Below are 18,802 nucleotides of genomic sequence, written 5' to 3'. Positions count from 1 at the left end.
GGGGGGGCCTCGGCCGGCCCCCCCGCCCGTTGCGTGGGGGGGGGGGCCCACCCGCCCCCCCGCCTCCTCGCATCGGTCGTGCGGGTCAGTGAGCGGGGCCGTCCAGCTCGTCGATCGTCGCGTGGGACGGGCGGACCCGGGCGCTCAGGTCGCGGGACACCGCTTCCGCGTCGCGCAGGACGCGCACCGCGTTCCGCCACGTCAGCTTCGCCACGTCGCTGTCCGACCAGCCACGGGTGAGCAGCTCCGCGATCAGGTACGGGTAGCCCGAGACGTCCTCCAGGTCCAGCGGGAGGAAGGCCGTGCCGTCGTAGTCGCCGCCGACACCGATGTGGTCGATCCCGGCGATCTCGCGCATGTGGTCGAGATGGTCGGCGATCGTGCCCGGGGTGGCCATCGGGCGCGGGTTGAGCGCCTCGAAGTCCGCGTGGATCCGCATGGCGGCCGGTGTGGTGTCCAGGTGGTGCAGGCCGTGCTCCCGCATGTTGCGGTCGGCGGCCTCCGTCCACTCGACGGCCGCCGGCAGGACGAACTTCGGGACGAAGGTCGCCATGGCCACCCCGCCGTTGGCCGCGAGCATCCGCAGCACGTCGTCGGGGATGTTGCGCGGGTGGTCGCAGACCGCCCGCGCGGAGGAGTGCGAGAAGATCACCGGCGCCACCGAGGTGGCGAGGGCGTCGCGCATCGTGGTGGCCGCCACGTGGGAGAGGTCGACCAGCATGCCGACGCGGTTCATCTCGCGCACGACCTCACGCCCGAACTCCGACAGGCCGCCGACGCGCGGGGAGTCGGTCGCCGAGTCCGCCCAGTCGGTGTTGTCGTTGTGCGTGAGCGTCATGTAGCGGACGCCGAGGGTGTGCAGGGCGCGCAGGGTGCCCAGCGAGTTGTTGATGGAGTGGCCGCCCTCGGCGCCCATCAGGGAGGCGATCCGGCCCTCTGCGCGGGCCTTCTCCATGTCGTCGGCGGTCAGGGCGCGCCCCAGGTCGTCCGGGTAGCGCGCCAGCATCTCGGCGACCACGTCGATCTGCTCCAGCGTGGCGCTGACCGCGTCGTCCCCGGCCCGGTTCGGCGGGACGTAGACGGACCAGAACTGCGCGCCGACGCCGCCGGCCCGCAGCCGGGGGATGTCGGTGTGCAGGGTGCCGGTCTGGTCCCGGGAGATGTCACGGGCGTCCAGGTCGTAGCCGACCTGCTCGCGCAGGGCCCAGGGGAGGTCGTTGTGGCCGTCGACGACGGGGTGGTCGGCGAGGAGCAGCCGGGCGCGGTCCAGGTTGTCCATCGTGACCGCCTACTTCCCGAAGCCGAAGGAGTCCGCACCCTGGGTCTTGGCGCGCAGCCGCTTGCCCTTCTCCGTCGCCTGGTCCTTGAGCTCCTGCTGGAAGTCCTTCATCCGTGCCAGCAGGTCGCCGTCATGGGCGGCGAGGATACGGGCGGCGAGCAGGCCCGCGTTGCGGGCGCCGCCGACGGAGACGGTGGCGACGGGGACACCGGCGGGCATCTGGACGATGGACAGCAGGCTGTCCATGCCGTCGAGGTACTTCAGCGGGACCGGGACGCCGATCACCGGCAGCGGGGTGACGGAGGCCAGCATGCCGGGCAGGTGGGCCGCTCCCCCCGCACCCGCGATGATCGCCTTGAGACCGCGGTCCGCCGCCGACTCGCCGTACGCGATCATCTCGTGGGGCATGCGGTGGGCGGAGACGACGTCGACCTCGTAGGGGATCTCGAACTCGCCGAGGGCCTTGGCGGCCGCTTCCATCACGGGCCAGTCCGAGTCCGATCCCATGACGATGCCGATGACGGGTGCGGAACCTGGTGCGGTCATTCGGTGATCGTTCCTCGCAGGTAGTCGGCCGCGTGCCGGGCGCGCTCCCGCACGTCCGCCAGATCGTCGCCGTAGGTGTTGACGTGGCCCACCTTGCGGCCGGGCTTCACGTCCTTGCCGTACATGTGGATCTTGAGCCCCGGGTCACGGGCCATGCAGTGCAGGTACGCCTGGTACATGTCCGGGTAGTCGCCGCCGAGGACGTTGCACATGACCGTCCAGGTGGCGCGCGGCCGGGGGTCGCCGAGCGGGAGGTCGAGGACGGCCCGCACGTGGTTGGCGAACTGCGAGGTGACCGCACCGTCCTGGGTCCAGTGCCCGGAGTTGTGAGGACGCATCGCGAGCTCGTTCACCAGGATGCGGCCGTCACGGGTCTCGAAGAGCTCCACCGCGAGGTGGCCCACCACCCCGAGCTCGGCGGCGATCCGCAGGGCGAGCTGCTGCGCCTCGCCTGCCAGCCGCTCGTCCAGATCGGGCGCCGGGGCGATGACGGTGTCGCAGACCCCGTCCACCTGGACGGACTCGACGACGGGATAGGCGACGGCCTGGCCGTGCGGCGAGCGGACGATGTTGGCCGCGAGCTCCCGCGTGAAGTCGACCTTCTCCTCCGCGAGGACGGGGACACCGGCCCGGAAGGGCTCGGCGGCGTCCTCCTCGGAGCGGACCACCCACACGCCCTTGCCGTCGTAGCCGCCCCGGACCGTCTTGAGGATGACGGGGAAACCACCGACCTCGTCGGCGAAGGCGGCGGCGTCCGCCGGATCCGCGACGATGCGGTTACGGGGGCAGGGCGCCCCGATCTCCGCGAGCCTGGCGCGCATCACCCCCTTGTCCTGGGCGTGCACCAGGGCGTCGGGGCCGGGGCGGACGGGAATGCCGTCCGCCTCCAGGGCCCGCAGGTGCTCGGTCGGCACGTGCTCGTGGTCGAAGGTGATCACGTCGCAGCCGCGCGCGAAGGCGCGCAGGGTCTCCAGGTCGCGGTAGTCGCCGACGACGACTTCGCCGACCACCTGGGCGGCCGAATCCTGGGGCGTGTCACTGAGGAGCTTGAATTTCAGGCCGAGGGGGATACCCGCCTCGTGGGTCATACGGGCGAGCTGACCGCCGCCGACCATGCCGACTACAGGGAACGTCACGTCTCCAGGGTATCGGGCGCGTGGGAGCCCGCCTCACCCCTCTCCGGCGGCCCCGGCCCCTCCGGCGAGGGAAGCCCCGTCACGCGGGCCGGCCGGCACAGACGCATCACACGGGAGGGCTGGTTAGCATGGCCGGGTTGACGAAACCGACCGGACGGGGCTGAGCGATCACCATGAGCGAACGGGGCGCACTGCGGGCCCGGCTTGATCTGCTGGCCCGGGAGGTCGCCAAGTTCGGCGCGGTCGGCGCACTCGGGCTGGTCGTGAACATCGCCGTCTCCAACCTGATCTGGCGCACCACGGACATTCCGGTGGTGCGGGCCGGGCTGATGGGGACGGTCGTCGCCATCCTCTTCAACTACGTCGGCTTCCGCTACTGGACCTACCGGGACCGCGACAAGACCGGCAGGACCCGGGAACTGATGCTGTTCCTGCTGTTCAGCGCCGTCGGCGCGGTGATCGAGACGGGCGTGCTCTACGCGGCGACGTACGGCTTCGGCTGGAACAGCCCGGTCCAGAGCAACGTCTTCAAGATCCTCGGCATCGGGATCGCCACGTTGTTCCGCTTCTGGTCCTACCGCACCTGGGTGTTCAGGGCGCTGCCCGCCAAGGAGGCCGTGCTCGACGCGGAACGATTTCTGGAGCAGCGGCGGCCCTCCGACGAGGTAGCGCCCGGCCCGGTGCCCCGCTGAGGCCCCGGGGGCCTCTCAGCGCACCGGGCGTACGGACTCCTTGCGGTTCGGCGCGACCCGGCTGAGGAAGAGCGCGAAGACCGGCGGCTGCTGCTGGAGCAGTTCGAGCCGGCCACCGTCCGCCTCGGCGAGGTCCCGGGCCACCGCGAGCCCGATCCCGGTGGAGTTGCGGCCGCTGATCGTGCGCTCGAAGATCCGCGCCCCGAGATCGGCCGGGACACCGGGGCCCTCGTCCGTCACCTCGACGACGACCTGGTTGCCGGTGACGCGGGTGCGCAGCGCGACCGTGCCGCCACCGTGCATCAGCGAGTTCTCGATCAGCGCGGCCAGGACCTGGGCGACGGCGCCCGGGGTGCCGACGGCCTCCAGCCCGTGCTTGCCCGAGCAGACGACGGCGCGGCCGGCGCTGCGGTAGGCCGGGCGCCATTCCTCGATCTGCTGCTTGAGGACCTCGTCGAGGTCGAAGACGACGGCCGAGCCGGTGCGCGGGTCGCGGGCGTTGGTCAGCAGCCGCTGCACGACGTCCGTGAGGCGCTCGACCTGGGTGAGCGCGATGTTCGCCTCCTCCTTCACCGTCTCCGGGTCGTCGGTGACGGAGATCTCCTCGATCCGCATGGAGAGGGCGGTCAGCGGCGTACGGAGCTGGTGCGAGGCGTCGGCGGCGAGGCGTCGCTCCGCGGTCAGCATCCGGGCGATCCGCTCGGCGGAGGAGTCCAGGACGTCGGCGACCCGGTCCAGCTCTGCCACCCCGTACCGCTTGTGCCGCGGCCTCGGGTCGCCCGACCCGAGGCGTTCGGCGGTCTCGGCGAGGTCGGTGAGCGGTGAGGTCAGCCGGTCGGCCTGGCGTACGGCGAGGAGTACGGCGGAGACGATCGCGAGCAGCGCCACCGCTCCGATGATCAGCAGGGTCCGGCCGACCTCGCGGGTCACTGCCGAGCGGGACTCCTCGACGGTGACCTTCTCGCCCTGCTCCCCCGTCTCCGTGGAGCGGATGACGCCGCTGTCCGTGGAGCGCTCACCGACCTCGATCGGCGCCCGCCCTGGGATCTCGACGCGGGCGTAGCGGCTGGGGTCCACCTGCTCCGCGAGGACATCGGGCGTGATCCGCTCGGCCCCGAGCAGCCGGCTCTCGACCACGCTGATCAGCCGGAAGGCCTCGGAGTCGACGCTCTCCTGGGCGCTGTTGCTGATGGTCCGGGTCTCGACGATGACGAGGGACACGCCGAAGACGGCGATCACGACGAGCACCACGGCGAGCGTGGAGTTGATCAGTCGGCGGCGCATGACTGTTCTGTACGTCAGCTCTTCTCGAACCGGAAGCCGACGCCCCGGACGGTGGCGATGTAGCGCGGATTGGCCGCGTCGTCGCCGAGCTTCTTGCGGAGCCAGGAGATGTGCATGTCGAGCGTCTTGGTGGAGGACCACCAGGTGGTGTCCCAGACCTCGCGCATCAGCTGGTCGCGGGTGACGACCCGGCCGGCGTCCCGCACGAGGACCCTCAGGAGATCGAACTCCTTCGCGGTGAGCTGCAGTTCCTCGTCACCCATCCAGGCCCGGTGCGACTCGACGTCGATCCTGACGCCGTGCGTGGCGGGCTGCGGGGCGGTCTCGGTGGCGCCGCGCCGCAGCAGGGCGCGGACCCGGGCGAGGAGCTCGGCGAGCCGGAAGGGCTTGGTGACGTAGTCGTCTGCGCCGGCGTCCAGGCCGACCACGGTGTCCACCTCGTCGGCCCGGGCGGTCAGCACCAGGATCGGCACGGCGTGGCCGTCCGCGCGCAGCCGCCTGGCGACCTCGAGGCCGTCCATCCCGGGCAGCCCCAGGTCGAGCACGACCAGGTCGACGCCTCCCTGGAGTCCGGCGTCGAGTGCGGTCGGGCCGTCCTCGCGGACCTCGACCTCGTAACCCTCACGACGCAGGGCGCGGGCCAGTGGCTCCGAGATGGATGCGTCGTCCTCGGCGAGCAGTACACGGGTCATGCAGTGATGGTAGTCCGCGCAGGACGACTGAGGTGAGGCACTCGGCAGGCCCTGCGGGTCAGGGCCACGAATCGGTCATCCACCTTTGAATATGCGACCTTGGTTCCACCGCAACCTGTGATCCATGTCTCAAGTCCTTCCATATCGCCGTGTGTCATGTCGTATGGTGGCTCGACGCCTGTTGCACCACCGAAGGACCTTTGGGCAGCGTTTCGCGCCAAGGGTCACTTTTTGTGTACGGGCCGGTTCTCACCGGCCCCGACCAGTGAATGACCTGTGGGCCGGGCCCGGAGCGCGAGGACGCGTGCCGGGCGTGGATCCCGGAACGGTCGGTCCCACGACCCCGCCGCCGCACTCCCTACGGAGCGGACGGCCGGATCGAATCCCCCCGAGGCGTCGGGGGTGGGCACATCCGTCCCGGTGCCGGCTACCCCCCACCGGGCGCGTACCGCTCACGAGGCGAGCGCGTCCCGACCAGCAAGGATCGACCATGGCGTCCAGCCTGACGAAGGACTCCGCCGGCACCGCCGGCTCGGAGAAGACCTTCTTCGGCCACCCCCGCGGCCTGGCCACTCTCTTCATGACGGAGATGTGGGAGCGCTTCAGCTACTACGGCATGCGCGCCCTCCTCCCGCTCTACCTGATCGCTCCCAACGGGCTTCACATGAACCCCGCCACGGCCACCGCGATCTACTCGGTCTACCTGTCGCTGGTGTACCTGCTCGCCATGCCCGGCGGCTGGTTCGGCGACCGCGTCTGGGGTCCGCGCAAGACCGTCGCCATCGCGGGCGGCGTGATCATGCTCGGCCACCTGGTGCTGGCACTCCCCGCCGAGGGCACCTTCTTCGCCGGGCTCGGCCTGGTGGCCATCGGCTCCGGTCTGCTGAAGTCCAACATCTCCACGATGGTCGGCCACCTCTACGACGGCCCGGACGACCCGCGCCGCGACGGTGGCTTCACGATCTTCTACATGGGCATCAACGTGGGCGCCTTCGCCGCCCCGCTGGTGATCGGCACGATCGGCGAGAACGTCAACTGGCACCTGGGCTTCGCCCTGGCCGCGCTCGGCATGGGACTCGGCGTCGCCCAGTTCCTGCTCGGCACGCGCCACCTGAACGAGCGCAGCCTCGTCGTGCCGAAGCCGCTCTCCGCCGACGAGCGCTCCTCCACCCTGCGCAAGTCGATGATCTGGCTCGGCATCGCGGCCGTCTTCTACATCGGCACGGTCGTCACCGGCGTCTACACGCTGAACTGGCTGCTGGTCCCGATCACGATCGCCGGCCTGGTCATCCCGGTGATGGTCCTGGCGCGCATCAAGCGCGACAAGGAGCTCAGCGCGACCGAGCAGAAGAAGATGTCCGGCTACATCTGGTTCTTCGTGGCCGCCGCCATCTTCTGGATGATCTACGACCAGGGCGGTTCGACGATGGCGATCTTCGCCGACTCGTCGGCGAAGAACTCGGTCTTCGGCTGGGACTTCCCGGTCTCCTGGTACCAGTCGGTCAACCCGGTCCTCATCATGGCGCTGGCCCCGGTCTTCGCCGCCTTCTGGCTGGCGCTGAACCGGCGGGGCAAGGAGCCCAGCACCGTCGTGAAGTTCAGCTCCGGCCTGGTGCTGATCGGTGCCTCGTTCTTCCTCTTCCTGGCGCCCCTGACCATCGCGGGCGACGGCCACAAGGCCGCCGCGATGTGGCTGGTCGCGATCTACTTCGTGCAGACCGTGGGTGAGCTGACGCTCTCTCCGGTCGGCCTCTCGGTCACCACCAAGATGGCCCCGGCCAAGTACGCCAGCCAGATGATGGGTGTCTGGTTCCTCGCCGTGACCGCGGGTGACTGCACCACGGGTCTGCTGTCCATCGCGGGTGTCGAGCTCAACGGCACCGGGGTGGTGGCACTCCAGGCCGCGCTCGCGGTCGCCGCCGGTGTCGCGGTCTTCATGTACCGCGGCAAGGTCAAGGCCCTCATGGGCGACGTCCGCTGACACGGACCGCGCCCGTACGACGCAGGCCCCGCACCGTTCGGTGCGGGGCCTGCGTCGTACATACGGAAGTCCTACGGAGCCTTCTGCCGAGAGGGCTACGCCGGAGCGGCGAGCTCCGCCCATACGGTCTTGCCCGGCTTGTCCGGGGCCCGCGTCACGCCCCAGTCGAGGCAGAGCCGCTGCACGATGAACATGCCGTGCCCGCCGGGCCGCCCCGCGCGGTGCGGGGTACGGGGTGCGGGCTGGCCCGCGCCGCCGTCGTCCACCTCGACCCGGAGCATCTTGGGCGAGCAGGCGATACGCAGCTCCTCAGGCCCCTCCGCGTGCAGGCAGGCGTTCGTCACGAGCTCGGAGACGACCAGCAGGACGTCCTCGGCGGCGGCCCGCCGGTCGGCGCTCGACGCGGGCAGCCAGCCCCAGTCGTGGAGCGCCTGCCGGGCGAAGTCTCGGGCCATCGGCACGATGCCGCTGGCCTGTCTCAGCGAGAGCGTGCGCCATTGCCGGTCGGCCGGCACGGCAGATGCGCTACCCGTGTCGTCCGGATCGCGGCCGAGGCCGCCCGGCTGATGCTGCCGGGTGGTGCTCATCAGCGCTTCACCTCACCGATTCACCGTGTGTTGCCATCGAACAGATACAGATCAGATACAGAACGTGCGGGCTTCATGACCCCGACGGGATCTCTTCTGCCCGGCTGAATGGTGACAACACCCACTGCGGCTACGCCAAAGGCGTGACTCGTGCGACAGCGGGGGCTTCCGGAGCCGGGAAAGCGCATGGGAGGCGCCGCCGTCAGGTGCTCAGAGCGTCTTCGAGCGAGGCGTGGACGGTGAAGACCGCCTCCGCCCCCGTGATCTCGAAGACACGGGCCACCACGGGCTGCATTCCGGCCAGGTGAACCCCTCCCCCGGCCGCTTCCGCCTTCAGGCGCGCGCCGAGCAGCACGTTGAGCCCGGTGGAGTCACAGAAGTCGAGGCGAGAGCAGTCGACCACCAGACGTGTACGCCCTTGTTCGACTGCGCTCTCCAGAGGCTCGCGCAGCAGATCGGCGGTGTGGTGATCGAGCTCACCCACCGGCGTCACGACTTCACTGCGGCCCTCTGTCCGGACCTCGACCTGTAGCCGACCCCGGTTCGCACTGCCGACCGTCCCGCGGTCCATGCACGTCCCTCTTCGCCGTCCGTCACTACCCGCGCCCCTGTGTACGCGGCTTCATCGTGGCTGCCCCCGACGTGCGTGAAACATTACGCGTTTCCCTCGCCACACGGTAGTCGGAGAACTCCACAAAGCGGACATACAGGCGGATTTGGCGCTTGTAACTCACCGCTGGAACCGGGTAAGGGTAGGAGGGACATCTTCACGAGGAATTTCGATCGGCTTCGGAGGCGCCGCTTCACCGCAGGAACACGTATGGGCATCGGCAGCCATATGCCGAGAACGATGGAGGAGAACCATGTCACCCCGGCTCGACGTATCGCGTACCCACATCGCGACGTCGGCATGTCCTCAGGGACCGACCGATTCCGACTCCGCTGCCGCGAGCGCCGTACCCGGCCCGCGCACCAGCACCCGCACCACCGGCACGACCGCCGACGACCACCTTCCGGTCGAGGGGTTCGAGAGCCTCGAAGGGCTCCCCGAGATCCCGCCCTACGCCGAGGTCGGCGCGCTGGACGCCAGGGCTCTCTCGAAGACGCTCTTCGCGCGGCTCGAAGCCCTCGATGAGGGCACCCACGAGTACGCGTACGTCCGCAACACCCTCGTCGAGCTCAATCTGGCCCTGGTCAAGTTCGCCGCCGCCCGGTTCCGCTCCCGCAGCGAGCCCATGGAGGACATCGTCCAGGTCGGCACGATCGGCCTGATCAAGGCGATCGACCGCTTCGAGCTCAGCCGGGGCGTGGAGTTCCCGACGTTCGCGATGCCGACCATCGTCGGAGAGATCAAGCGCTTCTTCCGCGACACCAGCTGGTCCGTGCGCGTCCCGCGCCGGCTCCAGGAGCTGCGGCTGGACCTGGCCAAGGCGGGCGACGAGCTCGCCCAGAAGCTCGACCGCGCCCCCACGGTCGTCGAGCTCGCCGACCGCCTCGGCCTCAGCAGGGACGAGGTCGTCGAGGGCATGGCCGCGAGCAACGCGTACACCGCCAGCTCGCTCGACGCCAAGCCCGACGACGGCGGCGACGGCAACGAGGCCGCCCTCGCGGACCGCCTCGGCTACGAGGACCACGGCATCGAGGGAATCGAGTACGTCGAGTCCCTCAAGCCGCTCATCGCCTCACTGCCGCTGCGTGACCGCACCATCCTCTCCATGCGGTTCGTCTCCAACATGACGCAGTCGGAGATCGGCGAAGAGCTCGGCATCTCGCAGATGCACGTGTCGCGGCTCCTCTCCCGGACCCTGGTCAAGCTCAGGAAGGGCCTGACCGTCGAGGAGTGACCCGCCCGCGCCACCGGCGTGACACGAACAACCTCGCGGAAGGACCTGCCCCCGACGGGCGGGTCCTTCCGCGTTGCTGACGCCGCCCGGAGCCGGGGCGGTCCGGGGCGCGGGGCGTCACACGACCCTCTCGCCGCTCCTCCACACCGATGCGACCAGCGGAACACCCGGCCGGTAGGCGAGGTGGACGTGGCTCGGCGCGTCGAGGATCACCAGGTCGGCGCGGGCGCCGGGGGTGATGCGGCCGATGTCGGTGCGGCGCAGCGCCGCGGCGCCGCCGGCGGTGGCGGACCAGATCGCCTCGTCGGGTGTCATGCCCATGTCCCGCACGGCGAGGGCGACGCAGAAGGGCATGGAGGAGGTGAAGGAGGAACCCGGGTTGCAGTCCGTGGACAGCGCGACGGTGGCGCCCGCGCCGAGGATCCGGCGGGCGTCGGGCCAGACCGCCCGGGTGGAGAACTCCGCGCCGGGGAGCAGGGTGGCGACGGTGTCGCCCTGGCCGAGCGCGTCGAGGTCGGCGTCGTCGAGGTGGGTGCAGTGGTCGGCGGACGCGGCGCCCAGCTCGACCGCGAGGCGGACGCCGGGGCCGTGGCCGAGCTGGTTGGCGTGGACGCGGGGGTGCAGGCCCCGGGCCGTGCCGGCGGTCAGGATCGTGCGTGCCTGGTCCTCGTCGAAGGCGCCCCGCTCGCAGAAGACGTCGATCCAGCGGGCGTGCGGGGCGCAGGCGTCCAGCATCGGCCCGGTGACGAGGTCGACGTAACCGGCGGGGTCGTCGGCGAAGTCGGGGGACACGATGTGCGCGCCGAGGAAGGTGACCTCGTCGGTGTGCCGGGCGGCGATGCGCAGGGCCCGTGCCTCGTCCTCGACGGTCAGGCCGTAGCCGGACTTGGTCTCGAAGGTGGTGGTGCCCTGCCGGAGGGCCTCGGCCAGATAGCGCGCGACGTTGGCGGACAGCTCGTCGTCCGAAGCGGCGCGGGTGGCGGCCACGGTGGTGCGGATGCCGCCCGCGGAGTAGGCGCGGCCGGACATGCGGGCGTTGAACTCGGCGGTGCGGTCACCCGCGAAGACGAGGTGCGAGTGGGAGTCCACGAAGCCGGGGATCACCGCGCGGCCGCCCGCGTCGACGGCGTTGTCGGCGGCGGGCGCTCCACCGGCCTCACCGGCCCAGACGACGCGGTCGCCGTCGATGACGACGGCCGCGTCGCGGATCAGGCCGAGCGGGGTCCCGTCGCCGAGGGAGGGGTCGTTGGTGACCAGGTTCGCGATGTGGGTGATGGCGGTCGTCGTCATCCGCGTACAGCTTTCGTCGGGTCGGCCCGGCCGGTCCGCCGGGGTTGGTCGGCCGGGGCGGGGGCGCCCCGCCGGGTGCTCAGCCGTGCAGGGCGGCGATGGCCGAGGCGAGCGCTCCGGGCACGTCCTCGACCCGTGTGTGCCGGCCGTCCCGGACGATGTGCCGTCCCGCCACTACGGTGTGCCGCACATCGGCGGCCGTGGCGGCGAACACGGCCGCCTCGGCCGCCAGCCGGGGCACCGGTCCCGCTGTTCTGACGGAGTCCAGGGCCACGGTGGTGAGATCGGCGGGCGCGCCCGGTTCCAGCGTGCCGGCGTCCGGGCGGCCGAGCGCGGCATGCCCGTCGGCTGAGGCGGCCCTCAGCAGGGCGGCCGCCGTCCAGTGCCCCCGCACGTGCGTGCGCAGGCGTTCGTTGAGCTCCATCGCCCGGGCCTCCTCGAAGAGGTCGATCACGGCGTGGCTGTCGCTGCCCAGCGAGAGGGGGGAGCCCGCCTTCTGGAGGGCTGTGGCGGGGCCGATGCCGTCCGCGAGGTCGCGTTCGGTGGTGGGGCACATGCAGGTGCCCGTCCGGGAGGTGCCCAGCAGCTCGATGTCCTCGGCCGTGAGGTGGGTGTTGTGGATGCCGGTGGTGTGCGGCCCGAGGACCCCGTGGTCGGCGAGGAGGCGGGTGGGGGTCCGGCCGTGGGCGGCGAGGCAGGCGTCGTTCTCCGCGGTCTGCTCGGAGAGGTGGACGTGCAGTGGGGCCGACCGCTCCCGGGCCCACTCGGCGACGGTGGTCAGCTGCTCCGCGGGCACGGCCCGTACGGAGTGGATCGCGGCTCCGATCACCACCAGGTCGTCGTCGCCCTTGAGGAGGGAGGCGCGCTCCGCCCAGGCATCGGCGGTGGTGTCGGAGAAGCGCAGCTGGTGCCGGTTCGGCTTCTCGCCGAATCCGGCGGCGAGGTAGGCGGTGTCGAGCAGGGTGATGCGGATGCCCGCCTCGGCCGCCGCCGCGATGAGCGCCTCGCCCATGGCGTTCGGATCGTCGTAGGGCGTGCCGCCGGGCGCGTGGTGCAGGTAGTGGAACTCGCCCACGGCGGTGATCCCGGCCAGCGCCATCTCCGCGTACGTGGCGCGGGCCAGCGCGTAGTAGGTGTCGGGGGTGAGCCGGGCGGCCGTCCGGTACATCGTCTCGCGCCACGTCCAGAAGGTGCCGGAGCCCACCTGGACGGTGGAGCGCAGGGCGCGGTGGAAGGCGTGCGAGTGGGTGTCGGCCAGTCCCGGGACGGTCAGCCCGTCCAGCACGGTGGCACCGGGCGGCGGTGCGGCGATGCCCGTCCGGACCCCGGCGATGCGCCCGCCGGCCACGTCCAGGACGACGCCCGGCTCGACATGCGTGCCGAGCCAGGCGTGCGACATCCAGTACGTCGCGGTGACCGGTGTGCCCGTCGGTTGCGTTGTCAGCTGCACGCGAGACCTTCCAGTACGTCGGCGAGTGCCCTCACCCCGGCCACGCAGTCGTCCTCCGCGGCGTGTTCGGCGGGCGAGTGCGAGATCCCGGTGGGGTTCCGTACGAACAGCATGGCGGTCGGCACGGAAGCGGACAAAATACCCGCGTCGTGTCCCGCTCCCGTACCGAGTACGGGCACGGGACGTCCCGCGCGGTCCGGGGCGTCCTTCGCCAGCACTCGGCAGATCTCGTCCCGCAGCGCGTGCTCGAAGTCCACGACCGGCGTGAACGACTCCCGCACGACGTCGAGATCGATGCCGGCCCGCTCGGCGTGCTCCCGCGCGGCCCGCTCGATGCCGGTGACGACGGCGTCGAGGGTGGCCTGGTCGGCGGCCCGCGAGTCGAGCCAGCCGCGCACGAGGGAGGGGATCGCGTTGACCCCGTTCGGCTCGACGGCGATCTTGCCGAAGGTGGCGAGGCCCCCGGCGAGCTCCGCCTCGCGCCGGGCGGCGAGCACCGTCTCCGCGTACGTGAGCATCGGGTCGCGCCGGTCGGCGAGGCGGGTGGTGCCCGCGTGGTTGGCCTCTCCCCGGAAGTCGAACCGCCAGCGGCCGTGCGGCCAGATGGCCGAGGCGAGCCCGACCGGGTCCCCGCTCAGGTCGAGGGCGCGCCCCTGTTCCACATGGAGCTCGACGAACGCGCCGATCCTGGCGAGGCGTTCGGGATCGGCCCCGATGGCGTCGGGGTCGTGTCCCGCGGCCTCCATGGCCTGGGGCAGTGAGACGCCGTCCCCGTCCCGCAGCCGGTGCGCGTTCTCGATGCTCAGCTGCCCGGCGGCCAGCCGGGAGCCGACGCAGGCGAGCCCGAAGCGTGCGCCTTCCTCGTCGACGAAGTTGGTGATGGCGAAGGGCTTGGTGAACACCACTCTCCTGCGGCGGAGTTCGTCCAGGGCGGCGAAGGAGGACACCACTCCGAGCGGGCCGTCGAACGCACCGCCGTCGGGCACGGAGTCGAGGTGGGACCCGGTGACCACGGCGTCCCCGGCAAGCGGATCACCGAGCCAGGCCCACTGGTTCCCGTTGCGGTCGACCTCGTGGTCGAGGCCGCGCGCCTCGGCCTGCGCCTGGAACCACAGGCGGCACTCGGCGTCGGCGCCGGTCCAGGCATAGCGGCGGTATCCGCCGGAGGCCTCGCTGCGGCCGATCGGCCGCAGCGAGCGCCACATGGCGTGGAAGGTGTCGCTCACGCGGTGCCTTCCTCCCGCATCGGGATGCGTACGCCACGCTCGTCGGCGACCGACTCCGCGATGTCGTAGCCCGCGTCCACGTGCCGGATGACGCCCATGCCGGGGTCGTTGGTGAGGACACGGCGGATCTTCTCGCCGGCCAGCTTCGTGCCGTCGGCGACCGAGACCTGGCCCGCGTGGAGGGAGCGGCCCATGCCGACGCCGCCGCCGTGGTGGATGGAGACCCAGGAGGCGCCCGAGGCGACGTTCACCATGGCGTTGAGGAGCGGCCAGTCGGCGATCGCGTCGGAGCCGTCGAGCATGGCCTCCGTCTCGCGGTAGGGGGAGGCCACCGAACCGCAGTCCAGGTGGTCGCGGCCGATCGCGAGCGGGGCGGCGAGGGTGCCGTTGCCGACCATGTCGTTGAACATGTCGCCCGCCTTGTCGCGCTCGCCCTGGCCGAGCCAGCAGATGCGCGCAGGCAGCCCCTGGAAGTGGACGCGCTCGCCGGCCATCCTGATCCAGCGGTGCAGCGACTCGTTCTCCGGGAAGAGTTCGAGCAGGGCCTTGTCCGTCTTGTGGATGTCCGACGCCTCGCCCGACAGGGCCGCCCAGCGGAAGGGCCCCTTGCCCTCGCAGAACAGCGGCCGGATGTACGCGGGGACGAAACCGGGGAAGTCGAACGCCCTGGCGTAGCCGGCGAGCTGGGCCTCGCCCCGGATCGAGTTGCCGTAGTCGAAGACCTCGGCCCCCGCGTCCATGAAGCCGACCATGGCTTCGACGTGTGCGGCCATCGACTCCCGGGCGCGCAGGGTGAAATCGGCGGGCTTCTCGGCGGCGTACGAGGCCATGTCGTCGAAGTCGACGCCGACGGGCAGGTAGGCGAGCGGGTCGTGCGCGCTGGTCTGGTCGGTGACGATGTCCACCGGAGCGCCCTCGGCGAGCATCCGGGGCAGCAGCTCGGCCGCGTTGCCGAGCAGGCCGATGGAGAGCGGGCGCCGTGCGTCGCGGGCCTCGACGGCCAGCTGGAGCGCGTGCTCCAGGGAGTCGGCCCGTACGTCCAGGAAGCGGTGCTCGATGCGGCGCTCGATGGCGCGCGGGTCGACGTCGATGCAGATCGCGACGCCGTCGTTCATGGTGACGGCCAGCGGCTGGGCGCCGCCCATGCCGCCGAGCCCGGCCGTCAGCGTGATCGTCCCGGCGAGCGTCCCGCCGAACCGCTTGGCGGCGACGGCGGCGAAGGTCTCGTAGGTGCCCTGGAGGATGCCCTGGGTCCCGATGTAGATCCAGGAACCGGCGGTCATCTGCCCGTACATGGTGAGCCCGAGGGCCTCCAGCCGGCGGAACTCCTCCCAGTTGGCCCAGTCGCCCACCAGGTTGGAGTTGGCGATGAGGACGCGTGGCGCCCATTCGTGGGTCTGCATGACACCGACCGGCCGCCCGGACTGGACGAGCATCGTCTCGTCCTGCTTGAGCGTCCGCAGCGTGCGGACCATGGCGTCGAAGGACCGCCAGTCGCGGGCCGCCTTGCCCGTGCCGCCGTAGACGACGAGCTTGTCCGGGTGTTCGGCGACCTCGGGGTCGAGGTTGTTCTGCAGCATGCGGAGGGCGGCTTCCTGCTGCCATCCCAGGGCGCTCAGTTCCGTACCGCGCGGTGCCCGTACGGGGCGGGGTCCTGACATGGCGGTGCCTCCTCGCGAATGTGATTCTTCTATTCACATCCTGACTTCCTGAATACTCCTAGTCAACAGGCGGGGCCCACGTCTCCATGGAGCAAGCCCCGGGACGGGCTTCACACCACGTGACCGGGAACTCCGAAGAGGTCGGAAATCAGACAGCTGCGATCCGTATCGGCCAAGGTTGCGACAGCCTGACGGACACATTCCGACAGCCCTCCACGCCCTCACCAGGCGCCCTTTACACGGCCCGCCGCATGTACCAATGGAAAATGCCAGAACTCCCACCAGCCGTGCACACGTTGCGTAGCCTCTCCATTACATCCGTACACCACGTCGGGAGGGGAGTTCGCGTTGCCCGGAATCGACGAGTGCCTGATCGAGGTCATGAGGCTGCCCGGTGCCCGTGGCGCCGCGGTGGTCGACTGGACCAGTGGTCTGGCGCTCGGCACCATCGGCGAGTCGCCCAACGGCGACCACGAGGCCACGGCCGCCGAGACGGCCGAGGTGGCGAGGATGGCCGCCGAACAACCGGTCTTCGCACGGACGGACGTGCCCGCCGGGCAGACGGCCCCGGCCGTCGAGGACGTCATCGTCACCACGGCACCCGGCTACCACATCCTCCGTTTCGTCGAGACGGCCTTCGACAGCAGCGTCTTCCTCCACCTCTGGCTGGACCGCGCGGAAGGCAACCTCGCCCTGGCCCGCATGCGGCTCAGCGAGATAGCGGAGCGGCTGGTCCTGGCATGAGCCCCACCGCCACCGACCTGCCCGACGTCCCCGAACGCGCCGCCCCCTCCCCGATGCTGCAGCGGCTCGCGGCGGAGCGCGCAACCGGCGCACTGATGCGCGACCGGGGGACCCTGTATCTCGCCGACGGACAGGTCGTCCACGCCGAGAGCCCCGCCACACCCGGGATCGACGTCCTGCTCACCGCGGGCGGAGCCCTGCGGTCCGAGGGCTGGTGGGACGCGGTCGCCCAGGCGGGCGCCGGACAGCGGGTCGGGCGTTATCTCGTGGACAGCGGCCGGGTCCCCGGCGGAGCCCTCGAGCTCTGCCACCTGGGAGCGTTGTACGACGCCGCCTTCTTCGCGCTGGCCCCCACGAACACCCCCGCCCGCTTCCGCTACGGGGTCTCCCACTGGATCGGCCCCGTCCGGCCCGTACCCGTGCACGCCGTGCAGCGCGAGACGCTCCGGCGCCGGGAACTCCTCGACAGGATCTGGCCGGACGCGCTGACCGACAGCGCCCCGCTCACTCCCTCGCCCCACCCGGTCGACGCCCCGGTCCCCCCACGCCAGCGCCGCGTCCTGGCCCTGGTGAACGGCGAGCGCACCGCCACGGACATCGCCCAGGAACTGGGCCGCTCCGCCTTCCACATCCTGGTCGACCTGCGCCGGCTCGCCGCCGCGGGACTGGTGGAGGCGGTCCGCCCGGCCACGCCCGGGTCCGCCTCGGTGTCCGAGCACAGCCGCATCCCGCTGCCCGAGGTCACGGCCGACCCCGACGTCGCCCTGTTGCGCCGGCTCAGAGACGCATTGGAGGCCCTGTGATACGCGCGCTCAGACAGCGTGCCGGGAGGAGACAGCTGATGGTGCCCGAGGCCGAAGTGAAGGATGTCCTCGACGAGCTCCAGCGGTTACGCGCCCGGGTCCCGCTCCTGACCGGCGCACTGGCCGCCAGCACCGACGGCCTGATCGTCGCCCAGGACACCCCCGGCATAGAGGCCGAGGGCGTCGCCGCGCTGACCGCGGCCGCGCTCGGCGTCTCGGTCCGCATGACCGACGCCACCGGACACGGCGGCTTCCGCGAGCTCCTGATCCGCGGGGAGAGCGGCTACATCGCCACCTACGCGGCCGGCGCCTCCGCCGTCCTGACCCTGCTGGCCGAGGACCGCATCAACGTCGGCCGCCTCCACCTGGAAGGCCGCCGCGCCGGTGCGCGCATCGGTGAGGTGGTCGACGCCGCACAGGACCGCGCGGACCGCCCGGTGCCGCCTCCGCGCCCGCCGCAGTCCAGAGCGCTCCCCCGGCGCGGTACCGCACCGGACTCCCCGTGACACCCGCATCAGTCAGAAACCGGACCGGCCAACGGGCCGGCCAGGGAAAGGAAACGAGCACTATGGCCAACAGCGAAACGGCACTGAAGGACGCGATGGCGTCGATCGAGGGGGCCACCGGTGTCGCTCTCGTCGACTACACCAGCGGCATGGCCCTGGGGACCCTGGGCGGAGGCAAGGACTTCAACCTCGACGTCGCCGCCGCCGGCAACACGGACGTCGTCCGCGCGAAGCTCCGGACCATGGAGCACCTGGGCATCAAGGACGAGATCGAGGACATCCTGATCACCCTCGGCACCCAGTACCACCTGATCCGGCTGCTCAAGGCCCGCGGGGGGAACGGCCTGTTCCTCTACCTCGTGCTGGACGGGGCCCGGGCCAACCTGGCGATGGCCCGCCACCAGCTGAAGAAGATCGAAGCGGAACTGGAGGTCTGACCCGGCGTCCTCACCGGCGGCGACGCCGCGCCCCACCGGGCGCGGCGTCCCCCGCCGCGGGTCCGGTCGTCCGATAGGCCTTCACCCGCTTGCCCGCGGGCCGTCCGCGCTCCACCCAGTCGGTGCGCACCCAGTACAGGACGTCGTCCCGCTGCTCCCGCCGCCCGAGCCGCACGGCCTTCAGCCACAGGCCGGCGCCCGCCCCGGCCAGCACCATCCCGCCGGCACCCGGCAGCACGTACGCACTCGCGACCGCCACCAGGAACGCGCCCGCCAGCCACCAGCGGCAGCCGCGCCGCCAGTTCCTCACCGTCACGTCCCGGTCCTGGAGGAAGTCGCTCCGCCCGGCCCGCGTGGCGCCCCTCGCGAGCTCCGCGTAACGCCCCGTCCGTGCGGACGCCACGGCGGCCAGGACCACCAGGAACAGTGCGGCCCCTGCCAGCAGGCCGATCCGCCGGCCGGTGAGGCCCGGGACGAACGCCCCGACGGCCGCGGCCAGCAGCCCCGGCCACCACAACGGCGCGGCCCCGGCCCGTACGATCACGGCCACCCGCGCCAACGACTGTGCTCCGCGCCCCACGTCCGTCTCCTTCTCCCACGGTTCCCTGTGGGCCCTCCGGGGGCCTCCGGACCCCTCTGGACCC

The 18,802-nt window shown here is 71.5% G+C and carries 19 protein-coding genes; 7 read left to right on the top strand and 12 right to left on the bottom strand.

What is annotated here, in order from left to right; all coding sequences use genetic code 11:
• Positions 1-85: 85 nt before the first annotated feature.
• Genes ACFUNE_RS30565 through ACFUNE_RS30555 form a run of 3 tightly spaced genes read right to left on the bottom strand, consistent with a single transcriptional unit; the run spans position 86 to position 2,961 of the window.
• Positions 86-1,279, bottom strand: coding sequence for a dipeptidase (locus ACFUNE_RS30565; RefSeq protein ID WP_383574686.1), 1,194 nt, complete (start codon positions 1,277-1,279; stop codon positions 86-88).
• A gap of 9 nt (positions 1,280-1,288) precedes the next feature.
• On the bottom strand, positions 1,289-1,825 hold the full coding sequence (purE, locus tag ACFUNE_RS30560) for a 5-(carboxyamino)imidazole ribonucleotide mutase (protein WP_383574684.1): 537 nt from the start codon (positions 1,823-1,825) through the stop codon (positions 1,289-1,291).
• Entirely contained in the window at positions 1,822-2,961 is a 1,140-nt protein-coding gene (locus tag ACFUNE_RS30555; RefSeq protein WP_383574682.1) for a 5-(carboxyamino)imidazole ribonucleotide synthase, read from the bottom strand. Before ACFUNE_RS30555 ends, purE begins: the two co-directional genes overlap by 4 nt.
• A gap of 173 nt (positions 2,962-3,134) precedes the next feature.
• On the opposite strand from ACFUNE_RS30555, the gene ACFUNE_RS30550 reads away from it, so the two are divergent.
• Positions 3,135-3,653 (top strand): GtrA family protein, encoded by a 519-nt coding sequence (locus ACFUNE_RS30550; protein WP_383574680.1) that lies wholly within the window; start codon positions 3,135-3,137, stop codon positions 3,651-3,653.
• Between the two features lie 15 nt (positions 3,654-3,668).
• Here ACFUNE_RS30550 and ACFUNE_RS30545 read toward each other — a convergent pair whose 3' ends face one another.
• Together ACFUNE_RS30545 and ACFUNE_RS30540 are read right to left on the bottom strand one after the other, a co-directional pair.
• Entirely contained in the window at positions 3,669-4,937 is a 1,269-nt protein-coding gene (locus ACFUNE_RS30545; protein ID WP_383574678.1) for an ATP-binding protein, read from the bottom strand.
• A 14-nt stretch (positions 4,938-4,951) separates the two neighbouring features.
• The gene (locus ACFUNE_RS30540) at positions 4,952-5,629 is read right to left on the bottom strand and encodes a response regulator transcription factor (RefSeq protein WP_383574676.1); all 678 of its coding nucleotides are present in this window, start codon (positions 5,627-5,629) and stop codon (positions 4,952-4,954) included.
• 490 nt (positions 5,630-6,119) lie between these two features.
• Between ACFUNE_RS30540 and ACFUNE_RS30535 the strand changes: the two genes are divergently transcribed.
• Entirely contained in the window at positions 6,120-7,610 is a 1,491-nt protein-coding gene (locus ACFUNE_RS30535; protein ID WP_383574674.1) for an oligopeptide:H+ symporter, read from the top strand.
• Between the two features lie 95 nt (positions 7,611-7,705).
• Here ACFUNE_RS30535 and ACFUNE_RS30530 read toward each other — a convergent pair whose 3' ends face one another.
• Positions 7,706-8,197, bottom strand: a complete 492-nt coding sequence (locus tag ACFUNE_RS30530; RefSeq protein WP_383574672.1) for an ATP-binding protein — start codon at positions 8,195-8,197, stop codon at positions 7,706-7,708.
• A 202-nt stretch (positions 8,198-8,399) separates the two neighbouring features.
• Positions 8,400-8,768 (bottom strand): STAS domain-containing protein, encoded by a 369-nt coding sequence (locus ACFUNE_RS30525; protein ID WP_383116092.1) that lies wholly within the window; start codon positions 8,766-8,768, stop codon positions 8,400-8,402.
• A 292-nt stretch (positions 8,769-9,060) separates the two neighbouring features.
• Here ACFUNE_RS30525 and ACFUNE_RS30520 point away from each other — a divergent pair, with 292 nt between their 5' ends.
• Positions 9,061-10,041: an RNA polymerase sigma factor SigF gene (locus tag ACFUNE_RS30520; protein WP_383574670.1), complete on the top strand. Its 981-nt coding sequence runs from the start codon at positions 9,061-9,063 to the stop codon at positions 10,039-10,041.
• A gap of 117 nt (positions 10,042-10,158) precedes the next feature.
• Here ACFUNE_RS30520 and hutI read toward each other — a convergent pair whose 3' ends face one another.
• The 4 genes from hutI to hutU all read right to left on the bottom strand — a co-directional run bounded on the left by hutI (position 10,159) and on the right by hutU (position 15,668).
• Positions 10,159-11,331 carry an imidazolonepropionase gene (gene hutI / locus ACFUNE_RS30515; protein ID WP_383574668.1) on the bottom strand — a complete coding sequence of 391 codons (1,173 nt, stop codon included), beginning with the start codon at positions 11,329-11,331 and terminating at the stop codon, positions 10,159-10,161.
• 79 nt (positions 11,332-11,410) lie between these two features.
• Positions 11,411-12,781 carry a formimidoylglutamate deiminase gene (locus ACFUNE_RS30510; RefSeq protein ID WP_383574666.1) on the bottom strand — a complete coding sequence of 457 codons (1,371 nt, stop codon included), beginning with the start codon at positions 12,779-12,781 and terminating at the stop codon, positions 11,411-11,413.
• The gene (locus ACFUNE_RS30505) at positions 12,772-13,986 is read right to left on the bottom strand and encodes an allantoate amidohydrolase (protein ID WP_383574710.1); all 1,215 of its coding nucleotides are present in this window, start codon (positions 13,984-13,986) and stop codon (positions 12,772-12,774) included. The genes ACFUNE_RS30510 and ACFUNE_RS30505 overlap by 10 nt, the downstream gene beginning before the upstream one ends.
• Before the next feature lie 17 nt (positions 13,987-14,003).
• Positions 14,004-15,668, bottom strand: coding sequence for a urocanate hydratase (gene hutU / locus ACFUNE_RS30500; RefSeq protein WP_383574664.1), 1,665 nt, complete (start codon positions 15,666-15,668; stop codon positions 14,004-14,006).
• Between the two features lie 348 nt (positions 15,669-16,016).
• On the opposite strand from hutU, the gene ACFUNE_RS30495 reads away from it, so the two are divergent.
• The 4 genes from ACFUNE_RS30495 to ACFUNE_RS30480 all read left to right on the top strand — a co-directional run bounded on the left by ACFUNE_RS30495 (position 16,017) and on the right by ACFUNE_RS30480 (position 18,158).
• Positions 16,017-16,412: a hypothetical protein gene (locus ACFUNE_RS30495; protein WP_383574662.1), complete on the top strand. Its 396-nt coding sequence runs from the start codon at positions 16,017-16,019 to the stop codon at positions 16,410-16,412.
• Positions 16,409-17,215, top strand: a complete 807-nt coding sequence (locus ACFUNE_RS30490) for a winged helix-turn-helix domain-containing protein (protein ID WP_383574661.1) — start codon at positions 16,409-16,411, stop codon at positions 17,213-17,215. The genes ACFUNE_RS30495 and ACFUNE_RS30490 overlap by 4 nt, the downstream gene beginning before the upstream one ends.
• A 38-nt stretch (positions 17,216-17,253) precedes the next feature.
• Positions 17,254-17,721 carry a roadblock/LC7 domain-containing protein gene (locus tag ACFUNE_RS30485; protein WP_383574659.1) on the top strand — a complete coding sequence of 156 codons (468 nt, stop codon included), beginning with the start codon at positions 17,254-17,256 and terminating at the stop codon, positions 17,719-17,721.
• Between the two features lie 62 nt (positions 17,722-17,783).
• Positions 17,784-18,158, top strand: coding sequence for a hypothetical protein (locus tag ACFUNE_RS30480; protein ID WP_383574657.1), 375 nt, complete (start codon positions 17,784-17,786; stop codon positions 18,156-18,158).
• 10 nt (positions 18,159-18,168) lie between these two features.
• Here ACFUNE_RS30480 and ACFUNE_RS30475 read toward each other — a convergent pair whose 3' ends face one another.
• Positions 18,169-18,738: a hypothetical protein gene (locus ACFUNE_RS30475; RefSeq protein ID WP_383574655.1), complete on the bottom strand. Its 570-nt coding sequence runs from the start codon at positions 18,736-18,738 to the stop codon at positions 18,169-18,171.
• Positions 18,739-18,802: the final 64 nt, after the last annotated feature.

The sequence above is a fragment of the Streptomyces sp. NPDC057287 genome (assembly GCF_042667905.1).
Classification (GTDB): domain Bacteria; phylum Actinomycetota; class Actinomycetes; order Streptomycetales; family Streptomycetaceae; genus Streptomyces.
This window is presented reverse-complemented; position numbering and strand designations above follow the sequence as displayed.

What these genes read in the sequence shown, in the direction of transcription:
- ACFUNE_RS30525 (WP_383116092.1), bottom strand. Translation starts at nt 8,768, where the DNA reads ATGGACCGCGGGACGGTCGGCAGTGCGAACCGGGGTCGGCTACAGGTC.
- hutU (WP_383574664.1), bottom strand. Translation starts at nt 15,668, where the DNA reads ATGTCAGGACCCCGCCCCGTACGGGCACCGCGCGGTACGGAACTGAGC.
- hutI (WP_383574668.1), bottom strand. Translation starts at nt 11,331, where the DNA reads ATGACGACGACCGCCATCACCCACATCGCGAACCTGGTCACCAACGAC.
- purE (WP_383574684.1), bottom strand. Translation starts at nt 1,825, where the DNA reads ATGACCGCACCAGGTTCCGCACCCGTCATCGGCATCGTCATGGGATCG.
- ACFUNE_RS30490 (WP_383574661.1), top strand. Translation starts at nt 16,409, where the DNA reads ATGAGCCCCACCGCCACCGACCTGCCCGACGTCCCCGAACGCGCCGCC.
- ACFUNE_RS30540 (WP_383574676.1), bottom strand. Translation starts at nt 5,629, where the DNA reads ATGACCCGTGTACTGCTCGCCGAGGACGACGCATCCATCTCGGAGCCA.
- ACFUNE_RS30535 (WP_383574674.1), top strand. Translation starts at nt 6,120, where the DNA reads ATGGCGTCCAGCCTGACGAAGGACTCCGCCGGCACCGCCGGCTCGGAG.
- ACFUNE_RS30520 (WP_383574670.1), top strand. Translation starts at nt 9,061, where the DNA reads ATGTCACCCCGGCTCGACGTATCGCGTACCCACATCGCGACGTCGGCA.
- ACFUNE_RS30505 (WP_383574710.1), bottom strand. Translation starts at nt 13,986, where the DNA reads ATGTGGCGCTCGCTGCGGCCGATCGGCCGCAGCGAGGCCTCCGGCGGA.
- ACFUNE_RS30480 (WP_383574657.1), top strand. Translation starts at nt 17,784, where the DNA reads ATGGCCAACAGCGAAACGGCACTGAAGGACGCGATGGCGTCGATCGAG.
- ACFUNE_RS30485 (WP_383574659.1), top strand. Translation starts at nt 17,254, where the DNA reads ATGGTGCCCGAGGCCGAAGTGAAGGATGTCCTCGACGAGCTCCAGCGG.
- ACFUNE_RS30545 (WP_383574678.1), bottom strand. Translation starts at nt 4,937, where the DNA reads ATGCGCCGCCGACTGATCAACTCCACGCTCGCCGTGGTGCTCGTCGTG.
- ACFUNE_RS30530 (WP_383574672.1), bottom strand. Translation starts at nt 8,197, where the DNA reads ATGAGCACCACCCGGCAGCATCAGCCGGGCGGCCTCGGCCGCGATCCG.
- ACFUNE_RS30550 (WP_383574680.1), top strand. Translation starts at nt 3,135, where the DNA reads ATGAGCGAACGGGGCGCACTGCGGGCCCGGCTTGATCTGCTGGCCCGG.
- ACFUNE_RS30565 (WP_383574686.1), bottom strand. Translation starts at nt 1,279, where the DNA reads ATGGACAACCTGGACCGCGCCCGGCTGCTCCTCGCCGACCACCCCGTC.